Origin of the sequence: Pseudoalteromonas luteoviolacea CPMOR-1 (genome assembly GCF_001625685.1) — a bacterium.
GTDB lineage: Bacteria > Pseudomonadota > Gammaproteobacteria > Enterobacterales > Alteromonadaceae > Pseudoalteromonas > Pseudoalteromonas luteoviolacea_K.
Genome location: NZ_AUYC01000011.1, coordinates 1 through 21,348, shown reverse-complemented (window position 1 = coordinate 21,348; position 21,348 = coordinate 1). Strand labels below are relative to the sequence as shown.

The 21,348-nt window shown below is 42.5% G+C and carries 24 protein-coding genes; 19 read left to right on the top strand and 5 right to left on the bottom strand.

What is annotated here, in order from left to right:
- Positions 1-3: 3 nt before the first annotated feature.
- Entirely contained in the window at positions 4-414 is a 411-nt protein-coding gene (gene hslR / locus N473_RS01240; protein ID WP_039607696.1) for a ribosome-associated heat shock protein Hsp15, read from the bottom strand.
- Between the two features lie 266 nt (positions 415-680).
- Between hslR and gspC the strand changes: the two genes are divergently transcribed.
- The 13 genes from gspC (at position 681) to N473_RS01175 (ending at position 12,671) form a co-directional block, all read left to right on the top strand.
- Entirely contained in the window at positions 681-1,577 is an 897-nt protein-coding gene (gspC, locus tag N473_RS01235) for a type II secretion system protein GspC (protein ID WP_039607697.1), read from the top strand.
- 28 nt (positions 1,578-1,605) lie between these two features.
- Positions 1,606-3,666, top strand: a complete 2,061-nt coding sequence (gene gspD / locus N473_RS01230; protein ID WP_063366386.1) for a type II secretion system secretin GspD — start codon at positions 1,606-1,608, stop codon at positions 3,664-3,666.
- Positions 3,659-5,218 (top strand): type II secretion system ATPase GspE, encoded by a 1,560-nt coding sequence (gene gspE / locus N473_RS01225; protein ID WP_063366385.1) that lies wholly within the window; start codon positions 3,659-3,661, stop codon positions 5,216-5,218. The genes gspD and gspE overlap by 8 nt, the downstream gene beginning before the upstream one ends.
- Positions 5,218-6,444, top strand: a complete 1,227-nt coding sequence (gspF, locus tag N473_RS01220) for a type II secretion system inner membrane protein GspF (RefSeq protein ID WP_039607700.1) — start codon at positions 5,218-5,220, stop codon at positions 6,442-6,444. The genes gspE and gspF overlap by 1 nt, the downstream gene beginning before the upstream one ends.
- A 73-nt stretch (positions 6,445-6,517) precedes the next feature.
- Entirely contained in the window at positions 6,518-6,943 is a 426-nt protein-coding gene (gene gspG, locus N473_RS01215; protein ID WP_039607701.1) for a type II secretion system major pseudopilin GspG, read from the top strand.
- Positions 6,943-7,545, top strand: coding sequence for a prepilin-type N-terminal cleavage/methylation domain-containing protein (locus N473_RS01210; protein WP_039607702.1), 603 nt, complete (start codon positions 6,943-6,945; stop codon positions 7,543-7,545). The genes gspG and N473_RS01210 overlap by 1 nt, the downstream gene beginning before the upstream one ends.
- Positions 7,538-7,924, top strand: a complete 387-nt coding sequence (gene gspI, locus N473_RS01205) for a type II secretion system minor pseudopilin GspI (protein WP_039607703.1) — start codon at positions 7,538-7,540, stop codon at positions 7,922-7,924. The genes N473_RS01210 and gspI overlap by 8 nt, the downstream gene beginning before the upstream one ends.
- Entirely contained in the window at positions 7,924-8,664 is a 741-nt protein-coding gene (gene gspJ / locus N473_RS01200) for a type II secretion system minor pseudopilin GspJ (protein WP_063366384.1), read from the top strand. The genes gspI and gspJ overlap by 1 nt, the downstream gene beginning before the upstream one ends.
- Positions 8,661-9,641 carry a type II secretion system minor pseudopilin GspK gene (gspK, locus tag N473_RS01195; RefSeq protein ID WP_063366383.1) on the top strand — a complete coding sequence of 327 codons (981 nt, stop codon included), beginning with the start codon at positions 8,661-8,663 and terminating at the stop codon, positions 9,639-9,641. The genes gspJ and gspK overlap by 4 nt, the downstream gene beginning before the upstream one ends.
- Positions 9,638-10,846 carry a type II secretion system protein GspL gene (gene gspL, locus N473_RS01190; RefSeq protein WP_063366382.1) on the top strand — a complete coding sequence of 403 codons (1,209 nt, stop codon included), beginning with the start codon at positions 9,638-9,640 and terminating at the stop codon, positions 10,844-10,846. The genes gspK and gspL overlap by 4 nt, the downstream gene beginning before the upstream one ends.
- Positions 10,843-11,319: a type II secretion system protein GspM gene (gspM, locus tag N473_RS01185; RefSeq protein WP_039607707.1), complete on the top strand. Its 477-nt coding sequence runs from the start codon at positions 10,843-10,845 to the stop codon at positions 11,317-11,319. The genes gspL and gspM overlap by 4 nt, the downstream gene beginning before the upstream one ends.
- 2 nt (positions 11,320-11,321) lie before the next feature.
- Complete coding sequence (locus tag N473_RS01180; RefSeq protein WP_063366381.1) at positions 11,322-12,080, top strand: type II secretion system protein N; 759 nt, start codon at positions 11,322-11,324, stop codon at positions 12,078-12,080.
- 3 nt (positions 12,081-12,083) lie between these two features.
- A complete protein-coding gene (locus N473_RS01175; protein WP_063366380.1) occupies positions 12,084-12,671 on the top strand; it encodes a UPF0149 family protein in 588 nt (195 codons plus the stop codon).
- Positions 12,672-12,686: 15 nt separating this feature from the next.
- Here N473_RS01175 and N473_RS01170 read toward each other — a convergent pair whose 3' ends face one another.
- Together N473_RS01170 and N473_RS01165 are read right to left on the bottom strand one after the other, a co-directional pair.
- A complete protein-coding gene (locus N473_RS01170) occupies positions 12,687-12,893 on the bottom strand; it encodes a hypothetical protein (RefSeq protein ID WP_039607710.1) in 207 nt (68 codons plus the stop codon).
- On the bottom strand, positions 12,894-13,250 hold the full coding sequence (locus tag N473_RS01165; protein WP_039607711.1) for a hypothetical protein: 357 nt from the start codon (positions 13,248-13,250) through the stop codon (positions 12,894-12,896).
- 216 nt (positions 13,251-13,466) lie between these two features.
- Between N473_RS01165 and ccoG the strand changes: the two genes are divergently transcribed.
- The 4 genes from ccoG (at position 13,467) to N473_RS01145 (ending at position 17,305) form a co-directional block, all read left to right on the top strand.
- Positions 13,467-14,888: a cytochrome c oxidase accessory protein CcoG gene (ccoG, locus tag N473_RS01160; RefSeq protein WP_063366379.1), complete on the top strand. Its 1,422-nt coding sequence runs from the start codon at positions 13,467-13,469 to the stop codon at positions 14,886-14,888.
- A 151-nt stretch (positions 14,889-15,039) separates the two neighbouring features.
- Entirely contained in the window at positions 15,040-16,014 is a 975-nt protein-coding gene (locus N473_RS01155; protein ID WP_063366444.1) for a serine/threonine protein kinase, read from the top strand.
- Between the two features lie 19 nt (positions 16,015-16,033).
- Positions 16,034-16,657: a thiol:disulfide interchange protein DsbA/DsbL gene (locus N473_RS01150; protein WP_063366378.1), complete on the top strand. Its 624-nt coding sequence runs from the start codon at positions 16,034-16,036 to the stop codon at positions 16,655-16,657.
- Positions 16,658-16,672: 15 nt separating this feature from the next.
- Positions 16,673-17,305, top strand: coding sequence for a thiol:disulfide interchange protein DsbA/DsbL (locus N473_RS01145; protein WP_063366377.1), 633 nt, complete (start codon positions 16,673-16,675; stop codon positions 17,303-17,305).
- 63 nt (positions 17,306-17,368) lie between these two features.
- Here the strand turns inward: N473_RS01145 and trmA are convergent, their stop codons facing one another.
- Positions 17,369-18,466 (bottom strand): tRNA (uridine(54)-C5)-methyltransferase TrmA, encoded by a 1,098-nt coding sequence (trmA, locus tag N473_RS01140; RefSeq protein ID WP_063366376.1) that lies wholly within the window; start codon positions 18,464-18,466, stop codon positions 17,369-17,371.
- Positions 18,467-18,627: 161 nt separating this feature from the next.
- Between trmA and N473_RS01135 the strand changes: the two genes are divergently transcribed.
- Positions 18,628-19,731 carry a DUF5610 domain-containing protein gene (locus N473_RS01135; protein WP_063366375.1) on the top strand — a complete coding sequence of 368 codons (1,104 nt, stop codon included), beginning with the start codon at positions 18,628-18,630 and terminating at the stop codon, positions 19,729-19,731.
- Between the two features lie 73 nt (positions 19,732-19,804).
- Entirely contained in the window at positions 19,805-20,599 is a 795-nt protein-coding gene (murI, locus tag N473_RS01130) for a glutamate racemase (protein WP_081220866.1), read from the top strand.
- On the opposite strand, the gene N473_RS01125 is transcribed toward murI, so the two are convergent.
- Positions 20,589-21,062 carry an RNA recognition motif domain-containing protein gene (locus N473_RS01125; protein WP_039607718.1) on the bottom strand — a complete coding sequence of 158 codons (474 nt, stop codon included), beginning with the start codon at positions 21,060-21,062 and terminating at the stop codon, positions 20,589-20,591. The two genes, murI and N473_RS01125, sit on opposite strands and share 11 nt — an antisense overlap.
- Between the last annotated feature and the right edge of the window lie 286 nt (positions 21,063-21,348).

The following is a 21,348-nucleotide window of genomic DNA, read 5'->3' as shown; positions in this document are numbered from 1 at the left end:
ACCCTAATTTGATTTTAACTTTAGCAGCTCGCGTCGCTGCTTTTTATCTGGCTTGTGCTCGGGGCGCGGTGCGAAGAAACTATTGTTTTTTCTAGCAATGGCGTTCTGAGCGCGCTTTTCGATGCTGTCTGCGGACTCTTCATAGAGTGTTTGTGCGATCGGAGCGGCTTGACGTTTATCCATTAACTTTAACACTGTGATGTGCTTTTCGTCGTGACCCTGGGCTAATTCGATGACGGCGCCAACATCGACATGACGGCTGGGCTTGCACCTTTGGCCGTTGTATTTGACTTTCCCACCTTGGATCATTTCGCGGGCAATTGAGCGTGTTTTATAAAACCGCGCGGCCCACAGCCATTTGTCCAATCTGACTTTTGCATCATCTTGGTTGTTTTCTGGATTGACTTTTGTCACAATTCTTTAACTACGTTGCTGGCGACTTGCTCGAGGGTGAAATTTATCATATTTTAACCGTCAAAAAAAGCATACTGCCCGTTAGGTCAAGGAATGGCATATTATGATTAGTTGAACAAATGGTTAATACTGTGTTCAGGTAAGTCATGTCATATCTTGTACCGATTTAATTTAAAGTTTCACATTTGCGCGCTTGTTGAATCGAAGTCTAAACGGTACACTGAGGCGCTTAATAGAATAAAAAAAGTCTCATTAAAGAATTTTATATGGAATTACAAATACAGCAGTTACAGAAAATATTACAAGGGTTGCCCCACGCAAAGCTTAGTCGCGCAGTGGTGTTCTTAGCTGTTGTATATATTGCATTTTTACTGTCTCAACTATTTTGGTTACTGTTCCCTAAACCAGACTCTTCGCCCATTAGTCTCACGCCAAATCAAACGCAAAACGCAGCTCAAACGGTCAGTAGTGCGTCTATTTTGGCGCAGCATATTTTCGGAAAAGCGAATGAAAAACCCAAAGAAGAAGATAAGCCTAAACCGGTTATTTCTAATGCGCCTGAGACACGCTTGAATGTAAAACTCACCGGTATTGTTGCTGTGAGTAAAAATGACAGTGCAGGTCTTGCGATTATCGACTCGCAAGGACGACAAGAGACTTATTTGGTTCAAGATGTCATTAAAGGGACGCGAGCAAAGCTGGCGCAAGTCCTGCCTGATCGCGTTATTTTAGATGTCAGTGGACGATTTGAAACCTTAATGTTAGATGGCCTAGACTTTACACAGCAAGTCGCTATGCCAACAACGCCTAAACGCAGTGCCGCACCTAAAGAAAGCCGTATTAGCGAAAGTACGCGCTCCGAACTTGCACAACGTCGCCAAGAGCTCTTAAATGAACCAGGTAAGCTGTTTGACTATATAAGAATTTCACCAGAGCGTCGCAATGGCCAACTTGTTGGTTATCGTTTACGTCCTGGAAAAGATCCTGAACTTTTCAAAAAGATGGGTCTCAAAAATAACGATCTGGCCATTGCGATAAATGGCTATCAACTCACGGATATGAAACAGGCTATGACGGCGATGAACGAACTCAGAGAGAGTACCGATGCCAACATAACTATTGAGCGCGAAGGCCGCACTTTAGATGTGCAATTCAGCCTGTAAAAGACACTAATTTTGGAGTTTAAGAATAATGGGTAGAAAGCTACACCTCACAAGAATCAGAAAAGGGTTAGCTAAGTATGCAGCTCTGTTGTTTGCAGCTGGATTGTCATTGTCTGTGTCTGCGGTTGAGTATGCGGCCAACTTTAAGGGGACTGACATCAATGAGTTCATTCTCATTGTGGGTAAAACGCTCAATAAAACGATAATAATAGATCCAAATGTGCGCGGCAACATCAATGTACGTAGCTTCGAATTAATGGATGAAGAGCTTTATTACCAGTTCTTTTTAAGTGTATTAGAAGTTTATGGCTATTCGGTTGTAGAAATGCCAAACGGCATCATGAAAGTGGTGCGCAGTTCTGATGCGAAAAAAGCCAACGTCCCACTGGTGAATGATAACAGCGAAGGCGATGGCGATGTGATGATCACCCGCGTTGTTCAAGTAAAGAATGTATCAGTACAGGAATTAGGTCCGCTTATTCGTCAATTCAGTGACCAAAAAGACGGGGGTCACGTTACTAACTTCAACTCAGCAAACGTGATGATGTTGACAGGTCATGCCGCGTCGGTAAATCGCTTAGTGAGTATTATCAAGTCGGTTGACCAAGCTGGTGACCAGCGTGTTGATATTGTAAGACTAAAACATGCGACTGCGGATGACGTAGTGCAAGTTGTAGAGAAAATTTACAAAGATACAGGAAAAGGCCGTGTTCCTGAGTTTTTGATCCCTAAAATCGTTGCTGATGGCAGAACCAATAGCGTGGTTGTGAGCGGTGAAAGCCAAGCGCGTACCAAAGCCATTGAGTTGATAAAACGTTTGGATGATGAGCTCGAAAACCAAGGCAATACACAGGTATTCTACCTAGATTATGCGAAGGCAGAAGATTTGGTTAAAGTGTTGCAAGGTGTGAGTAAAACACTGCAAGAAGAAGCGCAAGGGGCAGGTAAAACGGCCCGCTCTCGCAGCAATAACCGCAACGAGACAAGTATTGAAGCGCACGATGAAACAAACTCATTGGTGATAACCGCGCAGCCAGATACCATGCGTTCGTTGGCAAACGTCATTGAAAAGTTAGATGTGCGCCGTGCACAAGTTTTAGTTGAAGCGATTGTGGTTGAAGTCCTTGAAGGGGACGGCATCAACTTTGGCTTACAGTGGATCACAGAGCAAGGCGGTATGCTGCAATTCAACAATGGTACCACCGTACCTGTTGGCGCATTAGCGGTGGCAGCTGAACAAGCCCGTGACAAAACCATTAAAAGAACCGTTACAGGTGATGATGCGCAGCTAAATGATTTTGAAGAAACGGTTGAAGGTGACTTAAATGCCCTAGGCCAGTTGCTAGGCGGTGTAAATGGTTTGGCCGCAGGTGTCGTTAAAAATGACTGGGGTGCAATTATCCAGGCAGTGTCGACAGATACGAACTCGAATATTCTAGCAACGCCTTCTGTCACCACCATGGACAATGAAGAAGCGTCTATGATTGTTGGTCAAGAAGTCCCAATTATTACAGGCTCTGCAGCGGGTGAAAATAACTCTAACCCATTCCAGACAGTTGACCGCCAAGAAGTGGGTATCAAGCTGAAAGTGACCCCACAGATCAATGACGGCACAGCGGTTCAGTTAACGATTGAGCAAGAGGTATCGAGTGTCAGCGGGGCGACAGCGGTTGATATTTCCGTGAATAAACGTGCGATTAACACCACGGTCATTGCCGATGATGGTGGCATGGTTATTCTAGGTGGTCTAATCGATGAAGATGTACAAGAAAGTGTGTCTAAAGTACCTCTGCTAGGTGATATTCCAATTTTAGGTCACTTATTTAAGTCTACTAACACCAGTAAACGTAAACGTAACTTATTGGTCTTTATTCGCCCGACCATTGTACGTGATAGTCGCAGTATGAATGAACTGAGTCATGCTAAGTACAAGTTTATTCGTAATGAGCAAATTAAAAAGCAAGACGACGGTATCGACTTAATGCCATTCGAAGATGCGCCAGTATTGCCTGAGTGGAATGATGCAATGGTATTACCGCCGACTTATGAGCAGTACCTAGGCGAGCAAAACGAGAAGAAAGATGACTGAAGCAAGCATGAGTGTTGTTGAAGCGCCAGTTGAAGCAGAAGCGGCCTCGGCCGCGACTGATGAGGCGCTTGAAGAGCAGCAAGCTCAGCTGCGTTTGCCGTTCTCCTTTGCGCGCCGTGAAGGCATATTATTAAGTGATGATCCCAAAGGGCTAAAAGTCTTCCATAAAGGGGATGTGTCATTAGAGGCACTACTTGAAGTACGTCGAATTTCTGGCGGTGGCTTCACCATTGAAGTGATTGATGAGGAAAAGTTTGAACTCCTGCTAGAAGCAGCTTATCAGCGCGACAGTTCTGAAACCCAGCAAATGATGGAAGATATCGGCAACGAGGTTGATCTCTTTTCATTGGCTGAAGAAATGCCTCAAACTGAAGACTTGCTGGCTGCCGATGACGATGCACCAATCATTAAATTGATCAATGCTATGCTCAGTGAGGCCATTAAAGAAGGCGCATCTGATATTCATATCGAAACATTCGAAGCAGATCTCGTCATTCGTTTTCGTGTAGATGGTGTCTTAAAAGAAGTCCTCAAGCCAAATAGGAAATTGTCTTCGTTACTGGTTTCTCGTATAAAAGTTATGGCCAAATTAGACATCGCTGAAAAGCGGGTGCCACAGGATGGTCGTATCAGTTTGAGAATCGCTGGTCGTGCAGTTGATGTGCGTGTATCGACTATGCCATCAAGCTTTGGTGAGCGAGTTGTACTGCGTCTATTGGATAAGAACAACGCGAGACTTAATTTAGAAGACTTGGGAATGACTGAGCGTAATCGCGAGTTGTTCTCCGAAATTATTGCAAAGCCGCATGGCATTATCTTGGTCACGGGGCCGACAGGTTCTGGTAAAAGTACCACCTTATATGCAGGCATGACGCAGATTAACTCTAAAGACCGCAATATATTGACGGTTGAAGATCCAATCGAATATGAAATCCCAGGCATTGGTCAGACTCAGGTTAATCCGAAAGTAGATATGACTTTTGCACGAGGATTACGTGCGATTCTTCGTCAAGACCCGGATGTTGTTATGGTCGGTGAGATCCGAGACTTAGAAACGGGACAAATCGCTGTTCAAGCTTCACTAACCGGTCACTTGGTAATGTCGACACTGCATACAAATACGGCGTCGGGTGCGATAACGCGTATGGAAGACATGGGGGTTGAGCCCTTCTTGCTTTCTTCATCGCTACTTGGTGTCTTGTCACAGCGTCTTGTACGTACACTTTGCCCAAGTTGTAAAGAGCCTCATTTGGCAGATGAACGAGAGTGTGAGTTATTAGGCGTTGAAAAAGAGTCACAAACGACCATTTATCGCGCTGTAGGCTGTGAAGAATGTAACTTTAACGGTTACAAAGGCCGGACTGGTATTCATGAGTTACTCATAGTTGATGAGCATATTCGCGAACTTATCCATAATGGTAAAGGTGAGCAGGCGGTCGAGAAGTATATCCGTCAATTTAGCCCGAGTATTCGCCAAGATGGCTGTTCACGTGTTCTAGCTGGACAAACAACGCTAGAAGAAGTGATGCGAGTGACACGTGAGGAAGGATAATGGCGGCGTTTGAATATCGTGCCTTGGATGCAAAAGGCAAGGAAAAAAAAGGCATTTTAGAAGCCGATACTGCCAAACAAGTTAGGCAGATGCTGCGCGAAAAGGCCATGATGCCACTTGAAGTAGAGCCCGCAGCTGAAAAAGAAAAGTCTCAATCCACTGGTGGATTTAGTTTAGCAAGAAAATATAAGCCCTCGGTCAGTGATATTGCCCTGATAACGCGTCAGCTAGCCACTTTGATCCAGTCATCATTGCCTGTAGAAGCGGCAGTGATGGCCGTTGCTGAACAGTGTGAAAAACCTAGGTTGAAGCGCATGCTCATGGCTGTGCGCTCAAAAGTGGTCGAAGGTTACACGCTGGCAGATGGCATGTCAGACTTCCCGCATGTTTTTGATAATTTATATCGTTCAATGGTTGCTGCTGGGGAAAAGTCAGGCCACCTTGATGAAGTATTGAATCGTTTGGCGGATTACACTGAGCAACGTCAGCATATGCGCAGTCAAATAACACAGGCTATGGTATATCCAATGATTTTGGTGGTTTTCGCCATCGCAATCGTGACTGTGTTGTTAGGTACAGTTGTGCCTGAAATTCTCAAAACATTTGAAAAGTCAAACCAAGTGTTGCCATGGACAACGGAGTGGGTACTTGCTGCCAGTCATTTTGTTCAAGATTATTGGATGCAATCTACGGTGTCTTTGGCGCTGTTAATTGTAGCTGTTCAGCAAACGTTAAAGCGTCCTAAAGCACGCTTTTGGTATGATACTAAGTTACTGCAGTTACCAGGTATTGGTAAGATCAGTCGTGGTATCAATACTGCTAGATTTGCAAGAACATTGAGCATTCTATCATCCAGTGCTGTGCCGTTACTGGAAGGTATGAAAATATCTGGTCAGGTATTAGAAAATGAGAAAATCAAAGCTGCAGTAGCTGAAGCTGCCACGCATGTGAGTGAAGGGGCGAGCCTCAAAGCAGCATTACATCAAACAAAGCTATTTCCGCCAATGATGCTACATATGATTGCCAGTGGTGAAAAGTCTGGAGAGTTGGAGCAAATGTTAGAGCGTGCAGCCAACAACCAAGACAGGGAGTTTGAAAGTATGGTAAGCGTCTCGCTTAAACTACTTGAGCCGGCGATGATTGCCAGTATGGCATTAATTGTACTCTTCATCGTGATGGCAATACTCCAACCTATTATGGCAATGAACAAAGCAATTGGTTTGTAGTCAACATATTTAAAGATAAACACACTGGACTACACGCACGTGTAGCCAATGCAACAGCATAGAGGTATAAATTGTGAAGAAACAGTCTGGTTTTTCATTACTAGAGGTAATGGTAGTACTGGTAATTATCGGTATGATCCTGTCAATAGTCGCACCTAATATTATGGGTAACCAAGAGCAAGCTGCGATTGATAAAACGCGTTTAGACATCACGCAAATTGAAAGTGCGATGAAAATATATAAGTTACAAAACAAACGCTACCCAACAACAGAGCAAGGCTTAGAAGCGTTAGTTGAGAAAACAACGATTGATCCTGTGCCAAAGCGTTTCCCTGATGGTGGTTTCATTAACGAGCTGCCTCTTGATCCATGGGATAACCCATACCAGTTAGTGAGCCCAGGTGAAATTGGCAAAATTGATATTTTCTCAATGGGCCCTGATGGCGAAGTCGGTACCGAAGATGATATCGGTAACTGGAGAGATGAAGAAGATCGCTAATGTCGTTACCTGTGAATTACTCAACTCAAAAGCTCAGTAGATCTCGGGGGTTCAGCCTCTTAGAGATCTTGGTGGTTATCCTGATCATCGGTTTTTCTATTCAAATTGTCACATTCACAGTGGGTGAAGATGATGAGGAGTTGTTAGAAAAAGAAGCGCTAAAGCTTCATGGTATTGTGAATTTGGCATCAGAATTTGCAGTATTGAATCAGGTTGAGTTGGGTCTTCACTTGGACAAGCGCACATTAGAGTTCTTGGTCTTCGACGGTGAGCAGTGGACCACTTTCGAAGCCGAAGAGCTTTATAAGCCAATTGAGTATACTGAAGAATACAAGATTGAATTGGTGTTAGAAGATCTCGCTTGGTCACAAGATAACTTGCTCGAACAATCAAATTGGCAAGAAATAATGGGTTCTGGCGATGAGGATAACTTGCTAGAACTTAAAAAGAAGAAAATACCACAGGTGTTAATTCTATCGTCAGGTGAAGTAAGTGCTTTTCAAATATCCCTAGAATTAACACAAGAGCCAGAACCTGTGTATTACATTGAAGGTGAGTTTATGGCGCCAGTGAAGCTTCGTCGGGAGCCTGAATATGACTAAGCAAGCACAGACTGGGTTTACCCTATTAGAAGTGATGGTTGCCATGGGCATATGTGCAGTCGCTGGGATTGCAGCTTTACAAGCCACAGGTTCACACATCAATCATATGAGCACGATAGAGCAGCAAACCTATGCCGCTTGGGTGGCTGAAAATCAAATGGTGATGGCGCGTACGAAAGCCAGTGGTGGTAAATGGAATGGCAAAAATTCTGACAGTGGTGATGAAGAGTTTGCAGGTCATACGTGGTACTGGAGCCAGAAAGTAGAAAAGACCGCGGATGCTGAGTTTGTAAAATTAACGATAGAAGTGTTTGAAGATGAAAGACGAGAAAACTCGGTCTACGACCTGACCACTTTCATGCACAAGGGCAAAAAGTGATGTTATCTATAAAACGCAAACAAGTTGGTTTTACACTGATTGAAGTTATGGTTGCGTTGGTGATTTTGGCTTTTATTGTTACCGCATCGCATCAAATTCTAAATACATCCATCATGGCCAAAGAGGCGTCCGATGAGACCATTGCCGAGTTAGAAGGACTTCAGACGACTTTCCGGTTTATGGACCAAGATTTCAACCAAATGACTAAGCGAGAAGTGCGCAATGAAGCAGGCGACTTTAGTCCGACCTATATCATTCATGGTCGTTACGCTTTAGAGAGTCAATACGATGGTATTGCGTTCATTCGAGATGGCTGGACGAACCCAGTTAGCCTCTTACCTCGCTCAGAATTACAAGGTGTCGGTTATCGCGTTAAGGAAGATAAATTAGAACGTATTTATCGAGTGTATGTCGACGAGTTAGATGGCACAGAACCCCGAGCGCAAGTGTTGTTAGATAAGGTTGAAGAGCTCAAGTTTGAGTTTTTAGATGACAAGCAGAAATGGCAAGATAACTGGCAAATTAAAGCGCTACCATTAGCTGTTGCAGTGACGATTCAGAGGCAGGACTCTGAGCCATTGAGACGCGTATTCTTGACACCAGGAGATGGCAAAGTGCAACAAGCAAAAGCTGCACAAAGCAATGGTAATGGCGTGTCTAACGGGTCAGATAATAGACTCAATCGCGACAACAATAATAATTCAGGCGGCAATGCCAATCAGCGTGGAGGGAAACCATGAAGAAGCAGCAAGGCGCAGCGCTGATAATTGTATTATTTATTGTTGCATTGGCGGCAAGTTTGGCTGCCGAAATGGCCTCATCACTAATGGTACAAGTACAAAAAGCTGCAAATATTCAAACGCATCAGCAAGCTAAGTGGTACAGCTACGGGACAGAAGAGCTGGTGAAAAAAGTGTTGTTGGAAAGCCGTAAAGATGACCCTGATAAAGTGCATTTGGGCCAACCATGGGCTATCGATGAGGTGCCTTATCCCGTCGACCACGGTACCTTGAGTGGTAAAATAACGGACTTACAAGCGTGCTTAAATCTAAATGCGTTAAGAGCGCCTAAAGATCAGAATGCTAGCACCAACGCAACCAATCCTGCACATAGAGCTCTTTTAGAGCTACTGAAAAATATTGAGGATTTGCCAGCGCAAGAAAGTGAAGAAGCGATGGCTGACAGCGTTTATGATTGGCTGGACGAAGACAGCATCACATTTCGTTCTGGTGCTGAAGAAGACGAATATATGTCTAGACAGATGCCCTATATGACGGCAAACAATCTGATGGCATCTGAAAGTGAATTAAGAGTGATTAAAGGGTTTAACCCGTTAGTCATGGAGAAGTTATTACCTTATGTATGTGTCATACCTGGTAGTACAGATTTGGCTATCAATGTGAATACGGTATTGCCTGAGCAGGCTTTATTGTTAAGTGCATTATTAGATGGGCTTAGCTTATCTGGTGCTGAAGCCGTTATTGCTGCACGCCCAGAAGAAGGATTTGATAACTTGCAGGATTTCTTTACGGAAGCAAAAAATCAAGGTGCTCAGGATACTAAAAAAGCTGAGAAAATTTTTACAATAACAAGCAATTATTTTAAGTTGCGTGCCAAGGCGTCGTTTGATGAGCGGTTGTTTAAGATGACCTCAATACTCGAAATAAAAGACGGTCGAGCAACTGTGTTGGCACGCAAGTTTGGAGGCGTTCAGTGACAGAAAAACTATTGGTCCGCGTAGGCCAGTCACAGCAGGAACCTGTCAGTTGGTTAATATGGTCTGAGTCGGATTCGCAGATCATTGCCAGTGGTGAGTTAGAGCACAGTGGGTTACTTGGAGAGTTAACAGAGAAAGCATCGGGGCGCAGTATCGCATTACTGTTACCAGCGTCGGATGTTCAGCTAAAACAAGTGGCATTGCCAACCAAATGGAATCGCAAATTAGAGCGAGCATTACCATTTATGTTGGAAGAGCAGGTAGCCAGTGACATTGATGATGTATTCATCGCAATTGGAGAGCCTGCAACGATTGAAGATAAGCATTTCATCAATATTGCTTTGTGTGATTTAGCATGGCTTCAATCTTGGATGTCAGTATTGGACGATTTTGATATTGAGCCAACTGTGGTGATCCCTGATGCGTTATTATTGCCTTCGCCTGAAGCGGATGCATTGAGTGCTATTGAGCTTCAACAGCAATGGTTATTCAAAGGAGAAAACTGGCATATTAGTGCGGTCGAGTCTGACTGGGTTAGTGACTACTTGTCTCTTACTCCTGAGTCGCAAGTTGTACATTATAGTCCGGCAGAGAGCCTTGTTTGCACGAAAGAGCTTAATGCAAAAGCAGATGAATACGACTTACCATTGGCGATTTTTGCAAAAGGGCTTAATGCTTTACCAATTAACTTGCGCCAAGGTATTTTTGCTGCGAAGAAAAAACAGCCACAGTGGTGGCGTGATTGGAAAGCTGGTGTGATGGCTGCGGGGGTTGCATTGTTGGCTTTTGTATCTGTGAAGTCTACCCAACTTGTGATGCTCCAAAACGAAGCGGATGCCTACAAAGCTCAGGCTATGGATGTGTATAAACAAGCATTTCCAAATAAAGTTGTACGCCCACATTTACTGCGTAAACAAATTCAAAATGACCTCGATGCCTTAAGTGGTGGTGAGCAAGGTGGGTTTTTAGAATTAACCAATCATTTTGTGTCAATTTATTCGCAGGTAGATGGCTTTGATCCTGAGACTTTCCGTTATGATCACAAGCGGAATGAATTAAGGATCCGAGCTAAAGCTAAAGGATATCAGACGTTTAGCCAAGTTAAATCTATTCTTGAGCAAAGAGGTATCGAAGTACAGCAAGGCGCTTTGAATCAAGATGGCGATTACGTCATTGGCGAAATAAGAATCAGAGGTGCAGCATGAAGCAGCAAGTGATTAATTATTGGCAATCTCTCAAAGAGCAAGAGCAAAAACTGCTGATGGTCGCCGGTGTTGTGTTTGTCATTTTTGTTTTGGTGATGGGCATCATTAAGCCCCTTAATGACGGAGTAGAAAAAGCGCAAGCTGATCTTCAGAAGCAGCAAAACTTTCATGCTTGGGTGTCAAAAAGTGTTGCACAATTAAAAGCCAGTGGCGCAAATCAAGCCACATCTCGCAATCAAAACTTAACGCAATTGGTTAATCGTACTCGTGGTAGACATGGTATTCAGATCAGCAAGATGCAGCCAAGGGACAATACTCTGCGTATCAACATTGATAATGTAGAGTTCAATAAATTAGTCAGTTGGCTGGAAGTGCTGACTAACCAACATGGGGTTAAAGTCGCAAATCTTGATTTAGGTGAAGAGCCGCAGCAAGGATATGTTCGCGTGAGCCGTTTGGTGTTAGAGAATTAAATATGAAAAATGCAGTTAGTGTAGTATTGGCTTTTTTGTTTGCGTTTATTGTTTTTACTGTCGTGAGTATTCCAGCGCCAATTGCGTTGCAATTAGCACAGTCACACATCCCGCCTAATATGCGCCTAGGGACTGTGACGGGCACACTTTGGGATGGTCAAGTAAGTGGTGTGCAATATCAAGATGTACAATTAAATGATGTGAAGTGGCAACTGAACGGTTGGGGACTGCTTACTGGCCAAGTTCAGGGCAAGATAAATTTTGGCAATGCCCGCCAGTCTTCTGAAATATCAGGACGGAGTCACTTTGCGGTTTCCCTATTTGGTAATGACATTGAGCTTGCGAATACAACGCTTCGATTCAGTGTTGAGCAGGCGATGCGCCAAGTTAATTTGCCTTTACCTGTTGACGCAAAGGGGCGCGTGATCTTAGAACTGGATGAATACATGAGTGGTCAGCCTTATTGTGAAAATCTTAAAGGTGATATTAGCAGCCCGGATATTCAAGTTAAGGGGATGTCTGGCTGGTTTAGCGTTGGTGAATTAAGCGGTGTATTGAGTTGTAAATCAGGGGATATCGCCATTGTGGTTGAACCGGAGAACTTACTTGGTTTGCGTGCGGATGCGACACTAGCTGAAAACATGGAGTTTAAAGTAGCTGGTAATGTTAAGCCAGATGCATCACTACCAAAAGAAGTACACGATGCGGTTAAATATTTAGGGCGTCCTGATTCTCAGGGCCGATACCCAGTGAGTTTATAAATAATGATGGACTTTAGTTACCAGCCTGCTCATGAGGCACTACTCATTGCGTACTTAGATCAACGCATGCAAACGAATCCAGAGGTGTTTGAGTTAAAAGCACTAGAAGGGTTTTTATTTGCTACTGTGTGTAGTCCCGATGGCATAGAGCCTGAAATGTGGTTAAGTCATGTGACAGGGGGCGATGAGCAAATATCAGAGGATGTGGTGTTTGCAATGCTGGCGCTACACCACCATGTCAGTGAACAGGTGTTTTCAAGTGGGTTTACGCTCCCATTTGATGAGGCGTCACTTTGGCAAGACAAACAACTTTGGAGTACCGGTTTTTTGCATGGTTGCCAAAGTTATTTAAACAAGCTAAATGAGAGTGAACAACTTTCTGATGAACTCAAGCAGGCACTTGTGACAAGTACAGAATTGCTTGGCTTTTTTAGTTTAGAGTATGCGCAGGTTGAAGTGTATTGCCAATCTATCGAAGCTGACATTAATGACTTTGTTACTCAGCAGTTCCAATTAGCCGCAGACGTTGCGCCAGCTTATGCTGAATTAATTGAGCAGGTTGCATTAGGCAGCGGTTTATATAACGATTAAAGAGTTAGACGTAGCTTAGGCTACGTCTAACTCAATATGCGTACAGCCTGTTGGGCATTGCGCAGAAGCTTTCTCACCTTCTTTAACAGCAACATTCAAACTTATTGCTTTACCACATGTTTTACAGAGTACCGTCTGGCCTTTAGCAAGTTTTTTTAACAGCGCTTTTTGGTCGTTAAAGGAACGTGCACGGAGCTTGTTAAATTGATTAATGTCAATCATTTAAAACTCTGCCTTTTTGATTGCCTTGGCCGCAATATCACAAATTGTATTTAGCTTGGGTCCAAAAAAGTATAAGTTGAGCTCATGTTCTTGGCAGAATCGTACGTGAAACACCTTTACTTTTTCATCTGTTGCTAAAGCATCAAGCAAGTATGCCTGCTCAGAGGCAGAGAGCTCAATTTCTCTTGCTATTTCATGCCTAGCTTGTTTAGCTGCAAGGCTATATTGGGTTTGGCTAGTTTCGCCGAGTGTATCGACGCCCTGCTGTAGTAATTTATCTCTTGGCTCTTTAATCAAAGGGTGATCTATGGTGAAAAGGGCCAACACAATGAGTACTAATAAAAGATATTTTTTCATAAATCTCGCTAATTTGATCTATTCGACTCAATCAAAGTCACAGTGTAATAAAATGCAAGAATCAAAAGCAAGCGAATTGCTCAGGAAATATTCGTAGTTTTTGTCACCGTCGTGCGATTTAAGGTTACGCGAAAAGCGTGCTGTTGCATATAATATCCTTAGTAAAAGTAAGGTCACTGTAGCAAGTAGCCTGTCCAAAGCGCTTAAGGAGCTTGTATGGACAATAAGATCAAGATTAAGAATATCCCAGTAGAGATCCAAAAACCCGAAAACCTCCAGCCCGATAGGTTTAATCCGCGCAATCGTATCTATGTGCGAGCGGTAAAAGGCATGCATCAATTGCTTCGACAGCGAATTGGTTTTTTGGGCATGCTGGCCTTTATGCTTTTACCCTGGCTCAATTTTAATGGTCAACAGGCTGTGTTGTTTGATTTGTTTGAGCAGAAATTTAATATCTTTGGCCTGACACTTTGGCCACAAGATTTAACCATTTTAGCATTCATATTAATGATAGCTGCCTTTGCACTCTTTTTGGTTACTACTTTTTATGGACGGGTTTGGTGTGGATATACATGTCCTCAAACTGTTTGGACATTTATCTTCATTTGGTTTGAAGAGAAATGTGAGGGCTCTGCTAATCAGCGGAAAAAATTAGATCAACGTCCTATGGACTTAGATAAATTTCTTCGTAAAGGGATGAAGCATTTTAGTTGGTCTGTATTTTCATTTTATACGGCGGTAACGTTTGTTGGTTATTTCACGCCTATCAGAACGTTATTACCGGATTTATTGATGTTCTCTGCCAGTGGCTACGCCACCGTGAGTGTGGTGGTATTTGCCATCTGTACATATGGTAATGCCGGGTGGATGCGAGAGATCATGTGTCTGCATATTTGCCCTTATTCACGTTTTCAATCTGCCATGTTTGATAAAGACACGTTTACCGTCAGCTACGACAACAAGCGTGGAGAGGGGCGAGGACCAAGGGGCCGAAAACAAGATCCTAAAGCGCTGGGGCTAGGTGACTGTATTGATTGTAAGTTATGTGTGCAGGTGTGTCCTACTGGGATTGATATTCGCAACGGTTTGCAATATGAATGTATTAACTGTGGCGCGTGTATCGATGCATGTGATGGTGTGATGGATAAAATGAATTATGCACGAGGGTTAATTTCGTATACAACGGAGCGAAATTTAGAACATGCAAAGAAAGTTACCCAACCTGTACGTATGAAGTTAATTGGTTATATCCTTATTTTGTTAGTATTAAGCGGTGCGTTAGCGACAAATATAGCAATGCGTAAAACTTTTGAACTAGACATCATTAGGGATAGAAACCAGCTCTATCGGGTAAACTATGATGGGATGGTCGAAAACACGTACACTCTCAAACTCATCAATAAAGCGCAGTCAGTGCAAACATTTACTATTTCAGTGACAGGTCTTGAGCACTTTGAACTACTAGGCAAGCAATCTGCTACGGTGGCAGCTGGGTCGACACTAGATATACCTGTGTCAGTTGTCATGGACCCTTATGATCTCACAAAACCTGTGACTGAATTTCATTTTGTACTGTCGAGTGATGAGGGATCACAATCTCAAGTATCTCAGCCAACTAATTTCTTTAAAGGGCGCTAGTGCTATTTATGGCTTGAGTGAAATATAGAATAAACACTCAAGCCATAATATATTTTGCTTCCTAACATACTACGCTTTATCCTATGGTGCTGTGGTCTAAAGGCAAGATATGCCAATACCAGATCTTTTATATTTTCAATGGACAGCAGCAATGAGCGACTTTAGCTATCAAAACCTCACACCTGATCTCATTCTTGATGCAATCGAAAGCATCGGTATTTATCCTGAATCAGGTCTCCTGCCTTTAAATAGTTATGAAAACCGTGTTTATCAGTTTCGTGGTGATGATGCCAAGCGTTATGTTGCAAAGTTCTATCGACCAAACCGCTGGTCAAATGAACAAATCAAGGAAGAGCATGCATTTTCCTTTGAGGTGGCGGAAGCTGAAGTACCAGTTGTTTGCCCAATAAGGCGTGATAATGAAAGCTTGTTTGAGCATCAAGGCTATCGTTTTGCCTTGTTTCCAAGTGTCGGTGGCCGACAATTTGAAATGGATAACCTAGATCAATTAGAAGTGCTTGGGCGTTACATCGGCAGGCTGCATAGTGTCTCAAAGAAATACAGTTTTGAATGTCGGCCGAGTATAGATACTGCGAGCTTTTTAACGGATGCGAGTCAGGATATTTTAGCTAGTGAGTGCTTACCTCACACTTTACAATTGGCTTTTTCAACAGTTTTAGAGCAAGTTATTAAAAAAACAGAAGAAAAGTTCAAAGTTAATGATACGATCAGATTGCATGGAGATTGTCATGCTGGCAATATTCTGTGGTCGCATGAGCAACTCATGCTTGTAGATTTAGATGATTGTCGTCAAGGGCCTGCGATTCAAGACCTGTGGATGATGTTAAACGGTGATCGTCAAAACCAAGCGTTGCAATTGGACACTTTACTCGGAGGTTATGAGGAGTTTAGTGAGCTTGATATGACTCAATTGCAATTAATTGAACCACTGCGAGCAATGCGCATGATCCACTATATGGGGTGGTTAGCAAAACGTTGGCAAGATCCTGCATTTCCGAGGAACTTTTCTTGGTTTGCAACAGACAAATACTGGGAACAGCAGATCTTGGCATTAAAAGAACAATTAGCTGCGCTTGATGAGCCGGCTCTAACAATTTATCCATAAAATTTAAGAGAGAAAGTACATGTTGAAATCAATTAAAGTAGCACTGTTGGCACTGTGTTTGCCACTTGCTGCATTTGCTGCTGACTTTAAAGAAAGTGTGCACTACGAAACACTGTCATTAGAAAAAAGCAAAGCACCTAGGGTTGTTGAGTTCTTCTCATTTTATTGCCCTGCTTGTTATAGGTTTGAAGGCGCAGCAAAAGCGCTAGATGCAAGCCTGCCGGCTACAGTGCCACTTGAAAAGCTCCACGTTAACTTTTTAGGTGGCCTACCACCGGAAGTACAAGGTTATCTGAGTTATGGTTATATTATTGCTAAGCAGTTTGGTGTCGAATCACAAGTTGTTGATCAAGTGTTCAGTACCATTCATGAGCAGAATGGTCGCTTTGCCAACATGAAAGATGTACAAAAGCTACTAGAGGCGCATGGCGTTTCAGCGGAAAAGTTTAATTCAGCATTAGCAAGTATGCCTGTTATCTCAGCTGAAAAGGCCATGCAGGATGAACAGAAGCGATTCAGTGAGGCTGGTGCAGTGCGAGGCGTGCCGACTTTTATCGTGAATGATAAATACCGCGTGATCACCAGCTCTTTGAACAGCCAAGCTCAGTTCAATGAATTAGTTAAGTATTTACTAGAAAAATAATAACTGGAGAATAATATGTTGAAATCGATTAAAGCTGCGCTATTAGCGTTGGTTTTACCATTGGCAGCAAGTGCTGCAACATTTGAAGAAGGCAAGCACTATGAAGTGATTGCTGAACGCGGCACCAAAAAGCCAGAAGTGACCGAGTACTTCTCATTTTATTGCCCTGCCTGTAATAACTTCGAAGGCTTGATTGACCAGTTTACGCCGAAACTAGATGAAGGCGTGAAATTCAAGAAAAGTCATGTTGATTTCATCGGGGTTCGCGATCCTGAACATCAAAAAATGATTGCAACGGCATTGGCAACTGCTGAAGTTTTGCCTCAGAAAAAACAAATTGTTTCTGCAATGTTTAACCATATCCATACGAAGCGTGGAAAGTTCAATGAGCTTGCGGACATTAAAGATGTATTCGTAGCACAGGGTGTTGATGGTGCTAAGTTTGATAAGATGTATAAGAGCTTCTCTGTACGTACTAAAGCATCCAAAATGGCGAGACAACAAAAGCAGCTACAAGAAAAAGGCGCGCTATCAAGCGTTCCAACGTTCATTGTTAGCGGTAAGTACAAGTTAGTACTGGGTCGAGAGTCTGGTGTGACAAGCCCAGAGGATATTGCGAAGCTGATTAATTATTTAGCAAGTAAGTAATATAGCGTGTTGATGATAAAAAAACCCCGCATTTGCGGGGTTTTTTGTGAATTATGAAATAGGTTATTTGCGTGTTAAAAATACACCTGACTCAACATGATGTGTGTAAGGGAACTGGTCAAAGATTGCGATGCGAGCGATGTCATGCGTTTCGCTTAATATGTCTAGGTCTCTCTCCAGCGTGTCTGGGTTACACGATATATAGATAATATTGTCATAATTACTTACCAGTCGACAGGTGAGTTCATCCATGCCTGCGCGAGGTGGATCAACTAATATGGTTTGGCAATTATAAGAGCTCAGATCGATGCCATTGAGGCGAGAAAAATGACGTTTACCTTGCATTGCATCTGTGAACTCTTCACTCGACATACGTATGATATCTAGGTTGGAGACGCGATTGGCGTCAATATTGTATTGTGCCGAATGCACTGAAGACTTAGAAATTTCAGTTGCTAAAACACGGTCAAAATGTTCCGCTAGAGCAATAGAAAAATTACCATTACCACAATAAAGCTCAAGCAAATCATTAGATAGCGGTCGGGCGATAGATTTAGCCCATGACAGCATCTTTTCATTCACTTTTGCATTTGGCTGGGTGAAGCTATTCTCGACTTGCTGATAAGTATACTCTTTATCATCTACAGTGAGCTTTTCAGTCACAAAGTCGTTACCAAATACGACTTTTTGTTTTCTAGCACGGCCGATAAAATCGATTTTGTAGGTTTGTTGTAGCTCTTCTCTCAGCGCAGTCATTGCTTCATGCCAATTATCATCAAGCTGCTTGTGATAAAGTAAGCTAACAAGTATTTCGCCACTCAGTGTTGATAAGTAGTCAATTTGAAATAGTTTACGTCTTAAGATCTCGTTATGACGCAGTTTTTCCATCATGACCTGCATGAGTTCATTGACTAAAGGTGCACCTGGATCAAAGTGGTCTACGCGTATTTTCTCTTTGCTTTGTTGGTCGAACATGATGTGATACAAATCTTCGCCATCGTGCCACACTCGAAACTCACAACGTTGCCTATAATGGCTTTTTTCTGAGTCATATACTTCTAGTTCTGGCGCATTGAAGCGAGCGAATTGTGCGCTGATACGCTGTTGTTTTTCTAAAAGCTGCTGTTCGTATTGCGAAGCATCGATTTTGATCACGGCCATGCTGAGGCTACCTTTATATATTGCAAGGAGGCGCTATTTTAGGGGGCGAGGAACATTTGTCCAGTGCTTACACCTAAAATTGCACTTTTATTGTACAAATCACCTTTAGCTTTGTCACATATGGCCGATAATTAACTGATAGGGTATAGCGGAGAGCAATCATGAAGATCGGACAGTTGAATCAGCTGTTGAATCCAGCAATGCAGCATAATGCAGCAAAAGCTAAACCAAGTGTGCCTAATATCTCGATAAATTCTGATGTTTATCAGGGGAATAAGTCTCAGGTCGCAGCAAAAGTGCTCGATGATAAGTTGGCCCAAGCACTAGGCATCGAGAAAAAAGATGAGCCAGAAAAGCCGTTTTTTGATTACGAAGAGATCGTGAAAAATGTTTTAGGCTTTGTACAAGGGGCCATCAATAAAGCAAAAGCAGATGGTCAAGACGACGATACGCTTAAGAATATGCTAGAACAAGCACGCAAAGGCGTACAAACGGGGATTGATGAAGCCACAGGTGAATTGAAAGATTCAGGACTATTTGATGATGAGATCTCTGAGGGGATAGAAAAGTCAAAAGAAGGGATCTTTAATGGCCTAGATGAATTTGAAAAAGAGCTGTTCAACCCGACGCCTCAGCTTTTATCTGTCAGTGCTGCGCAGTTTGCGAGTTTATCGAATAAAGCCGAATATGCATTTACGACGGCAGAAGGTGATGAAGTTGTTATTTCATTCAGTGACGCATATAGCCAGTCACGCGGTGCTAGTTACGAGCGCAATGGTGATAATGTTGGTTTTGCATATGGTGAGAGTGCATCTCAAGAGGTGAGCTTTTCTATTAGCGTTAATGGAGAGCTGAATGAAAAAGAGCAAGAAGCGATTAATGCAATGATGGAAGATATTCGCGATGTAAGTGACTCATTTTTTGCTGGCGAATACGATGAGGCATTTGAGTTAGCGCAAGGATTGAGCTTGGATAATGAGCAAATTACAAACTTCACGATGGATTTAAGGCAAAGTAAAACGTCTGCAGCCATTGCTCAATATCAGCAAAGTAATCCAATGAAAGAATTAGAACAGGCGTTTGCACCTTTGGATAAGCGCTTAGAGGGGCTGAATAGCGATGCTGAATCACTAGGCCTTCAGGCACAACTTCCAGATATCATGGCATGGATGAATGAAGGACAACAAAGACTAAATCAGTTTTTAGATTATGCACAAAACTACTTTAGCGCCCTAAATAGTAAAGAAGAGACACAAAATAGTTAAGTCACTTCGGCGTTGTTTATTTTCTTCGGATAGCGTGGCAAACTTCGAGTCTTGATTGCTTGGAGACTTAAGTTTGCCACATATACTCGTATTTGACTCAGGAATTGGTGGAACGAGCGTCCTATCACACCTTAGAGAAAAACTACCCTATGCACATTACAGCTATGTAATGGATAATGCATTACTTCCATATGGATTACAGTCCCAAGAAACAATCAAAACAAGATTGGTGTCTTTACTCGCTTGGCTTAATAGAACACAAAGCACCGTAGATGTGATCGTCATTGCGTGTAATACCGCGTCAACGTATGCGTTAGACACTGCACGCCAATATACGGATATTCCCATTGTGGGAGTCGTTCCTGCGATTAAACCTGCGGCAATAACCAGTGAAAGTAAGCATATTGGCCTATTGGCTACGCCTGCAACGTCGAAAAATGCTTACACTGGTAATTTAATCTCCGCATATGCACAAGATTGTCAGGTTGATATTTATCATTCAACTGAGTTGGTCAATATTGCAGAGCATTATTATTGGCATCAAGTGTGGCAACTGGAGCGTTTACGCAATGAACTGGACAGGCTTAATATAAATACCAATATCGACAGGCTTGTCTTAGGGTGTACACACTTTCCGATTATGAGAAAGCCACTGGAGGCACTATTACATGATGATCTTGAGCTGGTTGATTCAGGTAGTGCAATTGCAAGGCGTGTAGATTTTTTATTAAAACAGTCAAAAATAAATGGGATTGGCGATAGAAGGGAAAGAAGAGTAGCGTCAAATCAAGTTGAATTGACGCTATGGTATGCGACTGACATTACTGCGATAAAAAATGGAGCTAATGTACAGTTGATTAAGCTATAGAGTTGGGTTCAGACTCTTCTTGCTTTTGTTTTGCTTCACGTACTTTTAAGGTACGTTGCTGAAATTCCATTTCATTAAGCTCTGTTATGGCTTTGTTTGCATCGCTCTCCGGCATTTCTACAAAACCAAAGCCTCTTCTTTTCCCTGTGTTCTTATCTTTTAACAAGCGAACAGAAAACACTTGGCCTTTTTCTTCAAACAGCTCTCTAACTGCTTGTTCATTTGCTCGGTAAGGTAAGTTACCAACATAAAGTGTTTTTGTGGGGATAGCATTAGTGTTATCTGAAGGAGCAATAGTTGTTTTATTAATTGTTATTGCCACTAAACCACCGATCACAATACCCAGCGCAAATAATACCGCGGAATTGACTTGGCTATTTGCTAATAAAAACGTCACCATGACATACCCCAGAATTGCGAGTATAAAAATAGTAACGAGTGTTTTACGACCTGAAGAATTCATAACGATCTACCAATAAACAGTGAATACACATTAATTTAACAAAGAAAGGTTGCTATCTTAACGACTTAATTAAACATCGCAATAATAAAATATAGATGTTGTGTAAAATTATGCTGATTTATTGTGCTCAACGTTATTAAAAGTATAGTTTTGTTGGGTTTTTGAGCGGTTAGGCATGTTTTTTAAAATTTAATAAAAAAACGCTTGCGCCAATCTTAAATCTCCCTATAATGCGCACCCACTGACACGGAGCAACACGCTGAAAAGCAAGAAGCAAAGTGAAGGT